At 72.9% G+C, this 14,845-nt stretch carries 12 protein-coding genes and 1 pseudogene; 8 read left to right on the forward strand and 5 right to left on the reverse strand.

Translation table 11 applies throughout. The features are described 5' to 3' along the window. Window positions 1-903: NAD(+)/NADH kinase (locus FHG89_RS17435; RefSeq protein ID WP_425280187.1), on the reverse strand; the 903-nt coding region annotated here is incomplete at its 3' end. A 72-nt stretch (window positions 904-975) separates the two neighbouring features. Further along, the gene (locus FHG89_RS17440) at window positions 976-1,440 is read right to left on the reverse strand and encodes a UDP-N-acetylglucosamine 2-epimerase (protein ID WP_244295571.1); all 465 of its coding nucleotides are present in this window, start codon (window positions 1,438-1,440) and stop codon (window positions 976-978) included. 215 nt (window positions 1,441-1,655) lie between these two features. Here FHG89_RS17440 and FHG89_RS17445 point away from each other — a divergent pair, with 215 nt between their 5' ends. After that, on the forward strand, window positions 1,656-2,219 hold the full coding sequence (locus tag FHG89_RS17445) for a DapH/DapD/GlmU-related protein (protein ID WP_139585446.1): 564 nt from the start codon (window positions 1,656-1,658) through the stop codon (window positions 2,217-2,219). Next, window positions 2,219-2,917 (forward strand): acyltransferase, encoded by a 699-nt coding sequence (locus FHG89_RS34150; RefSeq protein WP_139585447.1) that lies wholly within the window; start codon window positions 2,219-2,221, stop codon window positions 2,915-2,917. Before FHG89_RS17445 ends, FHG89_RS34150 begins: the two co-directional genes overlap by 1 nt. A 20-nt stretch (window positions 2,918-2,937) precedes the next feature. Here FHG89_RS34150 and FHG89_RS33830 read toward each other — a convergent pair. Next, a pseudogene (locus tag FHG89_RS33830) lies at window positions 2,938-4,032 on the reverse strand (glycosyltransferase); the annotation flags it as partial. Between the two features lie 275 nt (window positions 4,033-4,307). Between FHG89_RS33830 and FHG89_RS17460 the strand changes: the two are divergent. The 3 genes from FHG89_RS17460 (at window position 4,308) to FHG89_RS17470 (ending at window position 8,285) form a co-directional block, all read left to right on the forward strand. Continuing rightward, window positions 4,308-5,753, forward strand: a complete 1,446-nt coding sequence (locus FHG89_RS17460; RefSeq protein ID WP_139585449.1) for a lipopolysaccharide biosynthesis protein — start codon at window positions 4,308-4,310, stop codon at window positions 5,751-5,753. A gap of 172 nt (window positions 5,754-5,925) precedes the next feature. Then, window positions 5,926-7,032 (forward strand): glycosyltransferase family 4 protein, encoded by a 1,107-nt coding sequence (locus FHG89_RS17465; RefSeq protein WP_139585450.1) that lies wholly within the window; start codon window positions 5,926-5,928, stop codon window positions 7,030-7,032. Then, window positions 7,029-8,285 (forward strand): glycosyltransferase, encoded by a 1,257-nt coding sequence (locus tag FHG89_RS17470; protein ID WP_139585451.1) that lies wholly within the window; start codon window positions 7,029-7,031, stop codon window positions 8,283-8,285. Before FHG89_RS17465 ends, FHG89_RS17470 begins: the two co-directional genes overlap by 4 nt. An 18-nt stretch (window positions 8,286-8,303) precedes the next feature. Here the strand turns inward: FHG89_RS17470 and FHG89_RS17475 are convergent, their stop codons facing one another. Both FHG89_RS17475 and FHG89_RS17480 read right to left on the reverse strand, forming a co-directional pair. Beyond that, entirely contained in the window at window positions 8,304-9,608 is a 1,305-nt protein-coding gene (locus tag FHG89_RS17475) for an O-antigen ligase family protein (RefSeq protein ID WP_139585452.1), read from the reverse strand. A 126-nt stretch (window positions 9,609-9,734) separates the two neighbouring features. Continuing rightward, window positions 9,735-10,970 (reverse strand): glycosyltransferase family 4 protein, encoded by a 1,236-nt coding sequence (locus FHG89_RS17480; protein WP_139585453.1) that lies wholly within the window; start codon window positions 10,968-10,970, stop codon window positions 9,735-9,737. 166 nt (window positions 10,971-11,136) lie between these two features. Here FHG89_RS17480 and FHG89_RS17485 point away from each other — a divergent pair, with 166 nt between their 5' ends. The 3 genes from FHG89_RS17485 to FHG89_RS17495 are packed head-to-tail and all read left to right on the forward strand — an operon-like array spanning window position 11,137 to window position 14,845. Beyond that, a complete protein-coding gene (locus tag FHG89_RS17485; RefSeq protein ID WP_139585454.1) occupies window positions 11,137-12,081 on the forward strand; it encodes an NAD-dependent epimerase/dehydratase family protein in 945 nt (314 codons plus the stop codon). A 9-nt stretch (window positions 12,082-12,090) separates the two neighbouring features. After that, entirely contained in the window at window positions 12,091-13,485 is a 1,395-nt protein-coding gene (locus FHG89_RS17490) for an MATE family efflux transporter (protein WP_139585455.1), read from the forward strand. After that, window positions 13,472-14,845: a glycosyltransferase family protein gene (locus tag FHG89_RS17495; RefSeq protein WP_208761005.1), complete on the forward strand. Its 1,374-nt coding sequence runs from the start codon at window positions 13,472-13,474 to the stop codon at window positions 14,843-14,845. Before FHG89_RS17490 ends, FHG89_RS17495 begins: the two co-directional genes overlap by 14 nt.

A 14,845-nucleotide genomic window follows, 5' to 3' on the forward strand; every position in this document is an offset into this window, starting at 1 on the left:
GGGCGGGGGGATGTCCTCCTGGGGTTTGCGGAGTTCATGCGGGAGCAGCTCACGGAGCTGTTCCGGCAGGAACGGCAGGTCCAGCAGGCCCATCTTCAGCTGGTTGCGTTCCTGGTAGCGCAGCGGGTCGAAGCGGACCACCAGGCCGGCGTTGCGGCGGTAACCGATGTCCACCGCTCCCTCGGTCGCCGCGTCGCGCAGCACCAGCCCGTCCACCTCCACCACGACCGACGACGAGTGGGCCTCCAGCTCCAGGCGGATCTTCTCGTCCGGGGAGAGCACCACCGACCGGGAGATGCCGGCCATCGGCGCCGACGGGGTGACCACCACCGCGTCCGCCGCCGGGGAGATCAGCGGCCCGCCGGCGGCATAGCTGTACGCGGTGGAGCCGATCGGCGTGCTCACCACCACGGCGTCGGCGCGGTAGTAGCCGTACTGCTGGCCGTCCACCGCGAGGGTGGCGGAGACGAAGCCGGAGCCGGGCTTGCGGACCAGGGCGATGTCGTTGAACGCCACGACGTCGTCGCCGCACACGTCGCAGGCCAGGCAGGCGTGCGACTCGACGGTGAAGTCCTTGGACAGCAAACGGCTCAGCGCGTCGGGCAGCTCCGGCGGTTCGACCTCCACGAGGAAACCGAGCCGACCCAGGTGTACGCCGAGCACCGGCTTCGGGTCGTGGATCGCGGAGCGCAGCGCGCCCAGCATGGTGCCGTCACCACCGATGCTGATCAGCGCGTCGGCGCGGGCGGCCACCTCGCCCTCGGGGACGGGCTCGACGCTGGCCGGTACCCGATGCTTGTCCTCGGCGCGGACCATCAGCGTCTTGCGGTGGCGCGTCGCCCACCGTTCGATGATCCCGACCACCTCGGTGACATCCCGGGTGGGGTGCAGCACAAGTCCCAGCCCCGACACCCGTACAGCTCACCACATCGGTGTCGGAGACGTCCGGCGTACGTCGAAGGTGCGCCGGGTCGGCTAGCCGAGCACCCTGGAGATGATCTCCGCGATGCGTTTGCCGGCCGCGCCGTCCCACATCGGCGGTGTGGGACGCAGGGTCTGTCGTCCCGCCGTCAGGGTGTTCGCCACGGCGTCGGCGAGCGTCGAGCGGGTGACGAGCCGGTTGGTGCCGTGCGTGATGGTGATAGGGCGCTCGGTGTTGGGTCGCAGGGTCAGACACGGCACGCCGAGCATCGTCGTCTCCTCCTGCACGCCGCCAGAGTCGGTGACGACGACCGCGCCGCGTACCAGGCTCACGAACTCGAGGTAGCCCAGCGGTTCGACCACGCGCAGCGCGCGGTGCGAGAGCAGGCCGGCGTTCTCGAGCTGCTGCCGCCCGCGCGGGTGCAGCGGCAGGATGACGGGCAGTTGGTCGGCCAACCGGACGACCCGCGGTTCGAACCCGGCACGGGCGAGGTGCGCGGTGATCGGGTCGACGTCCATCGTGCACAGGCCGTGCCGGGTGCGGGCCGTGGAGTAGAACGCCCCCCCGGTAGTCGGTCAGGATCAGGATTCTGCTCATGTCGATCTTCCTGTCGGCAGATGTTCCGCTGGGGCCGAGGGACCTGGTTTTTACCAATTATCGAAATATATGGCATAAGTCCGAATTAAACTGCGGTCCGCGCGAACATCCCAACCACATCGAGAACGGAGACCTCGTGCTGAGCATCGTGCGCGGCGTGGCGACCACCCTGCGGGACCGGCGAGCCGCCGCTCGGGACCCGGAGGGTTTCGCAAAGTCTCTCGGCGTCGACCTGCGAGGCCGGGTCCGGTTCTACGGCATCGACCGAGCGATGTTCGGCTCCGAGCCGTGGCTGGTCTCCCTCGGCGACAACGTCTACGTCACCGCCGGAGTCCAGTTCATCACCCACGACGGCGGCACGCTGATCCTCCGCCGGGAGGTGCCCGATCTGGAGTGGACGGCCCCGATCACCGTCGGGAACGACGTCTACCTCGGCGTACGGACGACCATCCTGCCTGGGGTGACCATCGGCGACCGGTGCATCATCGGCGCCGGCTCGGTGGTGACCCGCGACATCCCGGACAACAGCGTCGCGGCCGGTGTCCCGGCGCGGGTGATCCGCACCGTCGACGACTACCTCGACCGGATGCGTGCCCGGTCGTTGCGGTGCGGTCACCTCCCGGCCGCCGAGAAGGCCGCCGTCATCCGCCAGATCTACGGGGTGCCCGAACAGGTCGGCGCCGGCCGGGCGGGATTCTGATGCGGCTGGCGGCCGGTCGACCCGGCACCGTCGTCGGCCCGGTGATCCGGGCGGCGCAGCGTCTCGTGGACACCGGTGTCCGGGTACGCCGGGCCATCCGGGGCCTCGCCCTCGCCGGCCGGTTCGCCGCGCGCGGCGACAACTTCACCTTCGACCCCGACGGCGTCTACACCTGCGAGACGATCGAGGTCGGCCATAACGTGGACCTCGGGTACCGACCGATCCTCATGGCCGCCCGGGCACGCATCCGGATCGGCGACAACGTCATGTTCGGCCCCGAGGTGACCATCCGAGGCGGCAACCACCGCATCGACCAGGTCGGCGTACCGATGATCGCGGTCGGAAAGGAACCCGGCGACGAGAGCCACGACCGGGGCGTGACCATCGGCGACGACGTCTGGGTCGGCACCCGGGCGGTGATCCTGCACGGCGTCACCATCGGCCGGGGCGCGGTGATCGGCGCCGGCGCGGTCGTCACCCGTTCGGTGCCGCCGTACGCCGTGGCGGCCGGCAATCCGGCCCGGGTGATCCGACTGCGCTGGCCGCTGGAGACCATCCGGGACCATGAGCGGCAGCTCTATCCGCCCCAGCGACGGCTGACCTCCGCCGAACTGGCCGGTCTGGCCGAACTGCCGTCACCCGGGGCGCGCACGGCGCCCGTGACGAAGTCGCTGACCGCCGCCGTCCAGGCGCGGTAGTCGAAGCAGTGCGCCCGCTCGCGGGCCGCCCGGCTCATCGACCTCCATTCCGGATCGTCGAGCAGCAGCGCCCGTTCGAGCCCGCGCCGGATGTCGTCCGGGCCGGCACCGTCGAGCACGATGCCCTCCCGCCCATCCACGATGTACCGGCGCAGATCACTCGTGTGGTTGAGCAGCACGGGACAGCCGGCGGCCAGACTCTCCGGCACCTTGGACGGGAAACCCGCCTGCGCGTACCCGACCGGCGGGCGGACCAGCACCGAGAAGTGCGCCCGGCCCAGCTCGGCGAGCACCCGGTCGCGGGGCACTCGACCGAGGAAGATCACCTGGTCGTAGAGGTCCTCGGGGCTCGTCGCGTCCAGGTCGGAGAGGGTGTCGGCGTGCTCCCGGCTGATCCCGGCGATCACCAGGCGGACCCGGGATCGATCCTCGGGCGCGAGGCGGCGGATGCCGTCGAGCACCACCGCCAGTTGGTCCTTGGCGCCGGCCGAGCCCGCGTAGAGCAGCCGGAGCCCGTCAGTGAGCGACGGCGGCGCCGGGTCGGCGTAGTCGGCGCAGTCCACCTGGGGCGGAACCACGAGCGTGGGTCGTCCCCGGCCGACGAAGTACCGCTCCAGCGTCTCGGAGATGGCGACGACCCGGTCGGCGAGCCGGCCGGCCAGGAAGAACGCCCACCGGTGCCGGACGAAGTACGGAGTGAGCCAACCCCGGGGGAACTGCGCGCGGTCGTGCCGTTCGAGCACGTCCACGGTCACCGGGCAGCGTACCGCCGTGCGCAGCACCGCCCAGGTGGTGAAGTTCCACAGGCTCAGTGGTAGGTGCACACCGGCCAGCGCCCCCGGGCGCACGCCCGCGCGGCGCAGGGCGGCCAGCACCCGCAGCGGGCGGGTGTACCTGTGCAGCCAGCGGCCCGCGATCCCGCCGCTGACGCGTTGCGGGGGCAGCGTGATCAGTCGTACGCCAGGGGGCAGCTCCGGGTTGTCGGGCGGGCGCGACCCGTCCTGCGGCCAGTCGTTGACCACCAGAGCCGTGCCTCCCGGCGGAGTGGCCGAGCGGGCCAGTTGCAGCAGCCGGTTGGACATGGCGTCCCCGTGGGGGAACCGGTAGGCGGCCATCGCCAGTACCTGGGGCGTCGCGGTGGACCGCAGGGCCGGAATCAGGTCTGTCGTCGTGGTGGGCTCGCCCACGGTCTGCCCCCTTGGTGGGTCGGTATTTTGCCGTTATGGCCGTTTAGTCTAGATGGCTCGGGGCGCCGAGGGCCGGCTCGCGGTGCCGTGTCGGGGGGAAAAGCGCCGACGCTGTGCGTGGTTATTCAACTACACACAGCAACTATCACTGTCGGTCCTCGTTGTACGTGGTGACCTGTGGACGGGCGTGAAGGCGGCACGGCATGCGACGACCGATCACCGCGGAGGCGCCCAGCGGCGAGCGGCCCGGTCTGGTCGTGACCGACCGGCCGGCACCCGGGAACCCCGGCGCGGGCCGATCCCGCAGTCGTGTGCTCGCGGGCGGCATCCTGTCCTCACTGGCCGGCAAGATGGTCGGTCTCGCCGCGCCACTGCTCATCACCCCGCTGGCCTTTCGCAGCCTCGGCGCGGAGCGGTACGGGCTCTGGATGGCTGTCACCTCGCTCACCGGCATGGCGCTCTTCGCCGACTTCGGGCTCGGCAACGGGCTGCTGACCCGGCTGGCCAGACTGCGTGGCACCGGCGAGCGGCAGGCCGCCGCCCGGGAGGTGTCCAGCGCGTACGCGCTGCTCGGCGCCCTGTCCGTACTGCTGATGGTGGCGCTCGTCGCGACCCTGTGGTGGGTGCCCTGGCCGGCGCTGCTGGGTGCCACGGACCCGGCGGTGGCCGGCGACGCCCGGGCGGTGGTGCTGGTCTGCTTCAGTGCCTTTCTGGCCAACATCCCCCTGGCCCTCATCCAGCGGGTCCAGTACGCCCACCAGCAGGTGGCCCAGAGCAACCTCTGGCAGGCCGGCGGCAGCCTCGTCTCGGTCGTGCTCGTCTACGCGGCGGTCACCGGCGGCGCCGGGCACGTGCTGGTCATCGCCGCCGCCGTGCTCGCGGTGCCGCTGGTCAACCTGGCCAACGGTGTCTGCTACTTCGCCTGGCAGGACCGGGATCTGCGGCCCCGGGCGCGGCACGTACGTGCCGAGGTGGCTCGCGGACTGCTCCGGCTGGGCGTCCGGTTCTTCCTGCTCTCCGTGCTCGCCTCGGTGGTGCTCAACCTCGACGGCTTCCTGATCGGCCGGGTGCTCGGGCTGCCCGCCGCGGCGACCTACGCGGTGGTGCTGCGGATGTTCGCCCTGCTGACCCTCTTCATCACGCTTGTGAACCTGCCGCTCTGGCCGGCCAACGGTGAGGCGCTGGCCCGTGGGGACCTCGCCTGGGTGCGGCGCGTGACGCTCCGGATGGTCTGCCTGTCCGCCGGTGTCGTGGCCCTGCCCGGGCTCGCGCTCGTGCTGATCGGCAACGACCTGCTGCGACTCTGGGTACGCGCCGCCGATCTCCCGCCGGTGTCGCCGACCCTCTTCGCCGGGCTCGCCGTGTGGTCGGTGCTGCTGGCCGTCGCGGCGCCCCTGTTCATGGTGCAGAACAGCGTCGGCCTGCTGCGGCCCCAGTTCGTCGGTTGGGCGGCCTGCCTGCTGCTGGCCGTACCGCTGAAGATCGTCCTGGCCGACCGGGTGGGCCTGCCCGGTGTGGCGCTGGCGTCGGCCGTGACCTACGCACTCACGGTGCTGCCGGCCGCAGTGGTCGGCTACCGCCGGGTGGTCGCCAACCGGTCGGCGCGGCCGGAACCGGCCGGCACGGCCGCGACGGCGGTGGGGCCGTGACGGATCGGGCGCGTCCCGACGGCGTCACCTCGCCGCGACCGCCGCAGTTACCATCGGGGGTGCGACGAGCGCACCCGGGTCGGCTCGTCGTCGAGCCTCGTGGGGAACGAGGGGTCATGCTCCGTCACACCGTGCGCGACGCCCACCACTCGACACCTGTCGGAGGCGCCAGGTGACCCGGCCGGTGGTGGTGCAGCACTCGGCCGGCACCCCGGGGGCCAACGGGCCGCTGACCGCCGTGCGGCGCGTGCTCGACTCGCCGCTGGCCCACAGGTACGAGTTCGTCCGGATGCACCAGGACGCGGGCAACGGCAGCCTGAACGTGCCCCTGCTGCGCGAGTGGGTACGCCTGCTGCGACGCGTCCGCCCCGACCTCGTGCACGTCCGGGGCCTGCAGAACGAGGGTTTGCACGGGGTGCTCGCCGCCCGTCTCGCCGGCTGCCGCCGGATCCTGGTCACCGTGCACGGCACCGTCCGTGACCTGCGCCAGCCCGGCCGGCCGTGGCGTCGCCGGCTGCTCGTGCACGGGGCCGAGCCCGCCACCCTGCGGATGGCCAGCCACGTCGGCACCGTCTGTGAGTACGCGGCCCGACGGGACTTCCTGCGTCACCTGGGTGCGAGGTTCGTCGGGGTGATCCCCAACGGGGTGCCGCTGCCGGCGCACCCCCGCGCGTCCCGGGAACGGGTCCGCGCCGAGGTGGGCCTGCGACCCGACGACGTGGCGATGATCGCGGTGTCCCGGCTGACCTGGGAGAAGGGCTACGGCGTCCTGGCCGACGCGCTGCGCCGGTTGCCCCCGTCCACGGTCCGTCGCCCGTACCGGTCGGCCGCCCGCCGGGTGCTGCTTGTCGCCGGCGACGGCCCGGACCGGGAGGGGATCGCGGCGGCCCTGGCCGACACCGCGGGCGTCGAGGTGCGCCTGCTCGGCAACCGACTCGACGTGCCGGACCTGCTCGGCGCGGCCGACCTGTTCGTCTTCCCGACCCTGCACGAGAACCTGTCCAACGCGCTGCTGGAGGCCATGGCGCACGGGCTGCCGGTCGTCGCCTCGGCGGTCGGCGGCAATGTGGAGGTGCTCCGGTCCGGCGGGGGACGGCTGGTGCCGGCCGGCGATCCCGACGCCCTGGCCGGGGCGCTGTCGCCGCTGCTGGACGACGCCGCCGAGCGGCTGCACGTGGGGGAGTTGGGCCGCAAGGTGGTGGCCGAGGGCTACAGCCTCGACGTCATGCTCGGCTCACTCGACCGGGTCTACCAGCGCATCATCGGGGAGCGGGCATGACGGACCGTCGCAGCCCGAGGGTCACGCTGCTGGGCTTCACCGTTCCGGACGACGTGCTCGCCGAGATCATCGCCCGGGACACCATCATGCCGACCCAGACGCACACGTTCGCCTGGGCGTTGGTGCGTGCCCTGCGCGCCGCCGGCTGCCCCGTGCACCTGTTGTCGGCCGCGCCGGTCTCCACCTGGCCGGACAACCGTCAGGTCCGCTTCCGCCCGGGGGCGTTCCGGCAGGACGACGTGGACGGCCACCTGTTGGCGTTCGTCAACCTGCTCGGCCTCAAGCACCTCACCCGGTTCGTCGCGGCGTGGCGCACCGGAAGCCGGGAGCTGCGGGAGCAGGCGACCGACGTGCTGCTCGTGCACGGGGTGCACTCGCCGTTCCTGTGGTTCGGCGTGCTGCGGGCCCGGCGGCGCGGCGTACGGGTGGTGCCGGTGCTCACCGACCCGCCAGGCGTCGCGTTGCCCACCGACGGGCGGTTGGTCCGGCTGCTGCGCGGGCTCGACGTGACGCTGGTCCGGGCCGCGCTGGCCCGCTGCTCCGGCGTGATCGCGCTGACGCCCGCGCTCGCCGACGATTTCGCCCCCGGCCGGCCCCGACTGGTGATGGAGGGCATCTGCGCCGCCGAACCGGCCAGCGTCGACGAGGCGCCGCCGACGGCGACCCGGGACATCGTCTACGCCGGAGGCCTGAGCCGCGCCTACGGCGTCGACCGGCTCGTCGAGGCGTTCCGCGGGCTGCCCGGGGACGACCTGCGGTTGTGTGTGTACGGGCGGGGTGAGCTGGAGGGCTGGCTGCGCGACCAGGCGGCCGTGGACCGGCGGATCGCGCCCCCGGAGCTGCTGCCCCGGGCCGAGTTGCTGCCTCGGCTGTCCCGGGCGAGCGTGCTCGTGAACCCCCGCCCGGTGGATCAGGACTTCGTCCGCTGGTCTTTCCCATCGAAGATCATCGAATACCTGGCCACCGGCGTGCCGGTGGTGAGCACCCGCCTGCCGGGCATCCCGGCGGGCTACGACCCCTGGCTGTCCTTCGCCGAGCCGGACACCGTCGAAGGGCTCCGGACGGCTCTCGGTCAGGTGTTGAGCCTGCCGCCCGAGGTGGCCCGTGCACGCGGCGTCGGTGCCGCCCGGTTCGTATCCGAGACCCGGGGTCCGGCGGCCCAGGGTCGCCGGATGCACGACTTCCTCGCCCACCTCTGCGGGCTGGGCGTCGGGGCGGACGAGCGGGCGTTCGCCCCGGACCGGGTCGGCTGACCCGCTGACGGGTGCCGCTCAGCGCACCAGACCCACGAGGGGCCGCCCCGCCGCGCGGTCCGGCGCGGCCGGTGGCTCCTCGACGGGCGGCTCGGCCAGCGCCACTGGCAGTCGGGACCACAGGGCCAGCGTCAGCCACGCCACCGGGGAGATCTCCCAGTGCCCGCTGACCCAGATCGGCGTCCAGCCGACGATCAGCGCCCCCACCAGTATCCCGTGTTGCCGGCTCAGCCACGGCGCCGCGTCCCGGATGAGAAAGCCGATCAGCGCCGCGAACATCACCATCCCGATCACCCCCAGGTCGTTGCCGAGGGTGAGCACGAGGGAGTGGGCGCCCACCCCGTAGTACGGGTTGGTGCTCGGGAACGCGCCCGCGCCGATGCCCACCAGCGGCGAGTCCCAGAACGACGCCTCGGCGACCGGCCAGACGGCCAGCCGCCCGGAGAGGTCGTCCAGGGGGCGGTCGAAGACGTTCGCCAGCCACTGTGGCTGGTAGCGGGCCAGGTGCCCGAACGGCACGAGGACCAGCAGGGCGGCCGAGACGCCGATGGCGAAGGCCCAGGTGCGGCCGGCCAGCCGGTCCACGACCAGGTACGCCGCGACGGCGACGAGCGCGATCTGGCTGGCGCGCGTACCGGTGAGCATCGTGCCGTACCCGAACAGCGGCAGCAGCAGCCAGAGCGCGGCACGGACCGGGCGGACGCCGACCCGTGCCACCAGCAGCAGGACGGTGACCAGGGCGGCGGTGACCAGGCAGTACGCGGTGTAGTTGACGCCCACGCCCTCCAGCGAGACGCGCAGCGCGGTCTCGTCGAGTCGGCTGGCCCGGATCAGCTCGACCGCGGTCCATCCCGCACCGGCGAGATAGGAGCCGGCGACGAGCAGCAGGCGACGCCGGCTGGACAGCACGTGCCGCGCGGCGATCAGCAGCAGTGCGACGGTCCACCAGGCCCGTACCGCGATCTGGCTGCTCTCGATGTCCCGACTCCACATCAGCGTCGCGCTGGCCCAGCAGCAGATCAGGATCGCGAGGTAGTCCGCCGGGCCGATGCGGGGGATTCGACCGCTGGCCAGCAGCGCGGCGGCGGCGAGCCAGAGCCCGCCCTGGTAGACCAGGTTCGGGTTGACCGCGCCCAGGACGGCGGCGAGGCAGATCGGCAGCACGCTGAACCCGGCGAGGTTCCACCGCGTGCCGGGGGGCGTCGCGGCGGCGGGGCCGCCTGGCCGGGGGTGGCCGATCGGCGACGTGGTCGGTGCGGCGCCGCCCGCGCGTCGGGGCAGTTGCTCCATGATGGACCGCGTTGCGCCGTACCCCTTCGCCACGGGCTCTCCTCCTGCCGAGCGGTGTTCCCGGTCGGCGGATGCCGGACCGTGCCGCAGACGAGCCTAGGGGGAGATCGAGGGAGGTGCCTGTGCTTTAACGAATAAATCGGGCAAATCGCGTGGCCGTCAGCCACGCCCGCGTGCCGCCGCCTTGTTCAGCAGATCCTCGATCTGGTCGACACCGACACGCATCGACATCCGGTCCTGGTAGAGCTGCCGACCCCGGCGGCCCATGGCGAGCCGCTGCTCGACGGGCATCCGGGCCGCGGCGACGAACTGGTCGGCCAGCGTCCGCCAGTCGTCCGGCGGGCAGACCAGCCCGGCCCCACCGGCCTCGACGAGCCGGGCGGCGTCGCCGTCGGCCGACATCAACACCGGCACTCCACACGCGAGCGCGGCCTGCAACTTCGACGGCACGGTCCCGCGCAGCCACGGCAGGTCCCGCAACATGACCAACTGGTACTCGGCGGCGGCGTACAGCTCGGCCATCTCCGCCGCCGGGCGCCGGCCCAGGAAACGGACGTTCGTCGCGCCCAGGTCGTCGGCCAGTTTGCGGGCCTGCTCGGCGCCCAGCCCGGTGCCCACGAAGACCAGGTCCACCGCGTCCGGCGTGGCCGCCGCCGCCCGGATCGCCACGTCGACACCCTGCAACAACCCCAGATTGCCGGCGAACATCACCGTCGTGCGCCCCCGGTGGCCGATCGCCGCACGGGCCGCGTCGGTGCACGGCACCGGCCGGAACAGCGCCTCGTCGGTCCAGTTGAACACGGTGCGCACCGACCCCGGGTCGACGCCGCGCTCGACCACCTGCTCCGCCATCGCGGGAGCGATCACGGCGATGCCCGCGCACGAGTGGTAGATCCGCCGCATTCCCGTGGTGAGGGCCCGGTCCAACACCCGCCCGGCCAGCCCCGTCGGCGCCATCCCCGACGCGGTCACCGACTCCGGCCACAGGTCCTGCACGTGCAGCACCGCCGGCACGCCGCGCAGCAGGCGCAGCAGGCCGGCGGCGGCGTACGAGGTGGGCGGCGGGTGGTAGACGTAGAGGGCGTCGACCCCGCGCAGGTGTCGCGGGGCGGCCAGGGTGCTGGTCGCCGCGAACGACAGGTAGCTCACCGCCCGGCGCAGGCCGGAACGGTCGTGGCTCGGGTACGCCGGCACCCGCCGTACGACCACCCCGTCGTCGGAGCTGCGGTGGTTCCACCGCTGTCGCCAGCCCGGATAGGTCCGACCCAGCGGCAGGCTCGGGAAGGTGGTCAGCACGCGCACCTCGTGCCCGCGCCGGGCCAGCTCGGTGGCGAGCTGACCCGGCACGAATGTGCTCTCCGGCGGGTACCACTGACTGATCAATCCGATTCGCATCTCCGGCGCTCCCGTCGCAACTCGCCCAACAGGGCTGACAACGGACGGAACGGATCGCAGGACACGCGCCACGCCGGGCCGTACGGCGTGACCTGGGCCGAGAGCGCTCGTTGTCCCACTGGCAGCCGGTGCTGGGCCGCCGTCGACGGGCCGAAGGGGAGACCTCGTGAAGGTAGTGGTGACCGGGGGAGCCGGATTCATTGGCGCGAACCTGGTGCGGGCGCTCGACGAGACCCCCCAGGTGACCGAGATCGTCGTCGTCGACGACCTCTCCACCGGTCTGCTGGACAACCTGCACGACCAGCCCGTCCGGCTGTACCAGGGCACCGTGCTCGACCCCGACCTGCTCGACGAGGCGGTCGCCGGCGCGGCAAGCGTGGTGCACCTGGGTGCCCTCGGCTCGGTGCCGCGCTCCATCGACCGGCCACTGCCCAGCCACCACGCGAACGCCACCGGGACGCTGATGGTGCTGGAGGCCGCCCGCCGGCACGGCGTGCCGCAGGTGATCCTCTCCTCGTCCTCGTCGGTCTACGGCGCCAACCCGGTACTGCCCCGGCAGGAGCGGCTCCGACCGATCCCGGTCTCCCCGTACGCGGTGTCCAAGCTGGCCGCCGAGGCGTACACGGTCGCCTACGCCTCCTGCTACGACATGGGCGTGCTGCCGTTCCGCTTCTTCAACGTCTTCGGCCCGCGGCAGGCGGCGCACCACGCGTACGCCGCCGTGCTGCCCCGGTTCGTCAGCGCCGCCCTCGCCGGCGAGCCGCTGCGGGTGCACGGTGACGGCCGGCAGACCCGCGACTTCACGTTCGTCGGCACCGTCACCTCGGTGCTCGTGGACGCCATCGTCCGTCGGGTGTGCACCACCGACGTGGTGAACCTTGCCTTCGGCGCACGGATCTCCCTGCTCGATCTGATCGCCGAACTGGAGGACATCATGGGCCGGCCGTTGCCCGTGGTGCACGAGCCGCCGCGCCCCGGCGACGTACGGGACTCGCAGGCCGACTGCGGCCGGCTGCGGGACCTGTTCCCCACGGTGCGACCGGTACCGCTGCGCACCGGCCTCGAGCGGACGGTGTCCTGGATGTCCGGTCACGTGCTCAGCGGCCAGTAGGCCGCGCCGATGTCGTCCGGGGTCGCCGAACGGACCCGGCGGGCCGGCCCGGCCGGCGCGAGCCGCAGCCGCCGGCTGATTTCGGGTGTCACCACGGCGCTGCTCAGCCGGGCGGCCGGGCTGGTCGTTCCGATCGTGCTGGTCCCGGTGACGCTTCCCTACTTCGGCAACGACCTGTACGGCCTGTGGATGGCTGTCGCCTCGCTGGCCGGGATGGCGGCCTTCGCCGACCTGGGCCTGGGCAGCGGACTGATGACGAAGCTGGCCCCCTGCTACGCGCACGGTGACGCCGTCCGGGCCCGCCGGTACGTCTCCAACGCGTACCTCACCCTCACGGTGCTGGCTGTCGCGCTCACTGCGCTGCTCTGGCTGACCGCCGGCGCGGTGCCGTGGACGGCGCTGTTCAACGTGACCGGACAGGTCACCCCGGAGCAGACCCGGATGATCGCGCTGATCTGCCTCACCGCGTTCGTGCTGAACGTGCCGCTGTCCCTCATCGCCCGCGTCCAGTACGCCTACCAGCAGGTCGGGCGGAGCAACGTCTGGCAGAGCGCCGGCAACCTCGCCGCGCTCGCCGTGGTCCTCGGGGTGGTCTGGGCCGAGCTGTCACCGCTGCTGGTGGTCGCGGTGTCGGTGGCCACGCCGCTCGTGGTCAACCTGCTCAACACGCTCTGGTTCTTCGGCCGGCAGGAGCCGGGGATCCGGCCCACCCCGCGGGCTGTCGACGCGGCCGCGGCCCTGGAGCTGACCCGGCTCAGCGGGCTGTTCTTCGTGCTCACCGTGGTCATCGCGGTCGCCACGAACGCCGACACGCTGATCATCGCGCACGCGCTCGGCCTGTCCGCGGTGGCCGGGTACGCGGTGCCGGCGAAGTTGATGTCCCAGCTCGGGCAACTCGTCGTCCTGGTCAACGTGCCGCTCTGGCCGGCCAACGGCGAGGCCCTGGCCCAGGGGCACCTGGACTGGGTGCGTCGGACGACCCGACGGATGACCGTGCTGTCGGTGCTCGCCGCCGGCCTGCCCGCCGCCGCGCTGGTGGCGTTCGGCGACCGGCTCTTCGCCGCCTGGCTGCCGGTGCCGATGGACGACGACCGCTGGCTGCTCGCCGGGCTGGGGGTCTGGTGGCTGCTTCAGGCCGCGCTGTCACCCCGGTTCATGGTGCAGAACGCCGACGGCGTCATCGTCCCGCAGCTCGTCGGCTGGGCGGCGTTCCTGGTGCTGTCGGCGCTCGGCAAGTGGTACGCGGCCGACCGGCTCGGCGTCGCCGCCGTGCCCTGGGTCGGCGCCCTCGGCTACGCGCTGACCGTCGCGCCGGCCGCGTTGTACGGATATCGCCGGACGTTGCGCCGGCACCGCCGCCCGGCCACCGACCAGGAGGGAGTCGTCGCCCATGCCGTCCGTTGAGGAGTTTCCCCGGGTCCTGGTGGTGAGCGCCGCCGTCTTCGACCGCTCCACCGGCACCGGCATCACCCTGTCGAACCTGTTCGCCGGCTGGCCACCGGACCGTCTCGCCCAGCTGTACACCGAGGACGCCAGCCCGGGTGCGGAGGTGCGCGGCACGTTCGCCCGGTTCGCGCCGCGCAACGCGCCTGTGGAGTACCACCTGTTCCGTCTCCGGCAGCGCACCCGCCGTGCCGACCCGGTCGGTGTGGAAACCGCCGAGGCGGTCGATCCGCTGCCCGGCCCGGTGCGCGCCCGGCTGCGCTCGCAGTTGAAGGCCTTCGTCGACCTCAGCCCGGTCCGCGTGCCCGTCGACGTCCGTGGCTGGCTGCGGGAGCAGCGACCGGACGTGGTGTACGCGACGCTGGGCAGCATCCGGATGATGCGCCTGGCGGTCACCGCCGCGCAGGAGTGCGACGCGCCGCTGGTGCCGCACTTCATGGACGACTGGCCCAGCACCCTCTACGCCAACGGGCAGGTGCTCGGCGTGCCCCGGCTCGCCGTCCTGGCCGGGGTCAGGGAGGTGCTGCGGCACTCGTCGTACGGGATGGGCATCAGCGAGGCGATGGCCCGCGAGTTCGAGCGCCGGTACGGGCTGCCGTTCGCCGCGTTCGGCAACTGTGTGGCCCCGTCCGACTTCGCCGACCCCGACGAGCCGGTGCCGGCGCGTCCGGCCGGCGGCCCGGTCGAACTCGTCTACGTGGGTGGGCTGCACCTGGACCGGTGGCGTTCGCTGCGCCGGATCGGCGAGGTGGTGCAGCGGCTGGCGGAGCGGGGCACACCCGCGCGACTGACCGTGCACGCCCCGGCGAGAAACCTCAGCCAGTACGGGGATGTCTTCGCCGGCCTGCCGGCGGTCCGGCTGGGCCGGTCGTTGGCGGCCGGCGAGGTGCCCGGGGTGCTGCGGCGGGCCGACGTGCTGGTGCACGTCGAGGCGTTCGCTGAGGAGCACCGCAGGTACACCCGCTACTCGCTGTCCACGAAGATCCCGCAGTACCTGGCGGCGGGCCGACCGGTGCTCGGGTTCGGTCCCGCCGAGTTGGCCTCGATGGCGCACCTGTCGGAGGCCGACGCGGGCGCGGTCGTCGGCGTCGACGACGAGGCGGCCCTGGCCGAGGCGGTCGCCACGCTCTGCGCCGACGCCGGGTTGCGGGACCGGCTGGGCCGGCAGGGGCTGGCGTACGCGGTGCGGCACCATCGCACGGACCGGGTGGCCGCCCGCTTCGCCGAGGTGCTGCGGGAGGCTGCCCGCCGCCGGGTGGCCCGGCCACCGGCGCCCCGGTCCGGGTCGGGGACGACGCTCGAGGGCGTGGACGCCGGCTGA

It is taken from the genome of Micromonospora orduensis (genome assembly GCF_006228125.1).
GTDB classification, from domain to species: domain Bacteria; phylum Actinomycetota; class Actinomycetes; order Mycobacteriales; family Micromonosporaceae; genus Micromonospora; species Micromonospora orduensis.

Excerpts from the sequence above, each read along its gene's own strand:
- FHG89_RS17440 (WP_244295571.1), bottom strand. The coding sequence starts at position 1,440 with ATGGACGTCGACCCGATCACCGCGCACCTCGCCCGTGCCGGGTTCGAA.
- FHG89_RS34150 (WP_139585447.1), top strand. The coding sequence starts at position 2,219 with ATGCGGCTGGCGGCCGGTCGACCCGGCACCGTCGTCGGCCCGGTGATC.
- FHG89_RS17460 (WP_139585449.1), top strand. The coding sequence starts at position 4,308 with ATGCGACGACCGATCACCGCGGAGGCGCCCAGCGGCGAGCGGCCCGGT.
- FHG89_RS17470 (WP_139585451.1), top strand. The coding sequence starts at position 7,029 with ATGACGGACCGTCGCAGCCCGAGGGTCACGCTGCTGGGCTTCACCGTT.
- FHG89_RS17480 (WP_139585453.1), bottom strand. The coding sequence starts at position 10,970 with ATGCGAATCGGATTGATCAGTCAGTGGTACCCGCCGGAGAGCACATTC.
- FHG89_RS17490 (WP_139585455.1), top strand. The coding sequence starts at position 12,091 with ATGTCGTCCGGGGTCGCCGAACGGACCCGGCGGGCCGGCCCGGCCGGC.
- FHG89_RS17495 (WP_208761005.1), top strand. The coding sequence starts at position 13,472 with ATGCCGTCCGTTGAGGAGTTTCCCCGGGTCCTGGTGGTGAGCGCCGCC.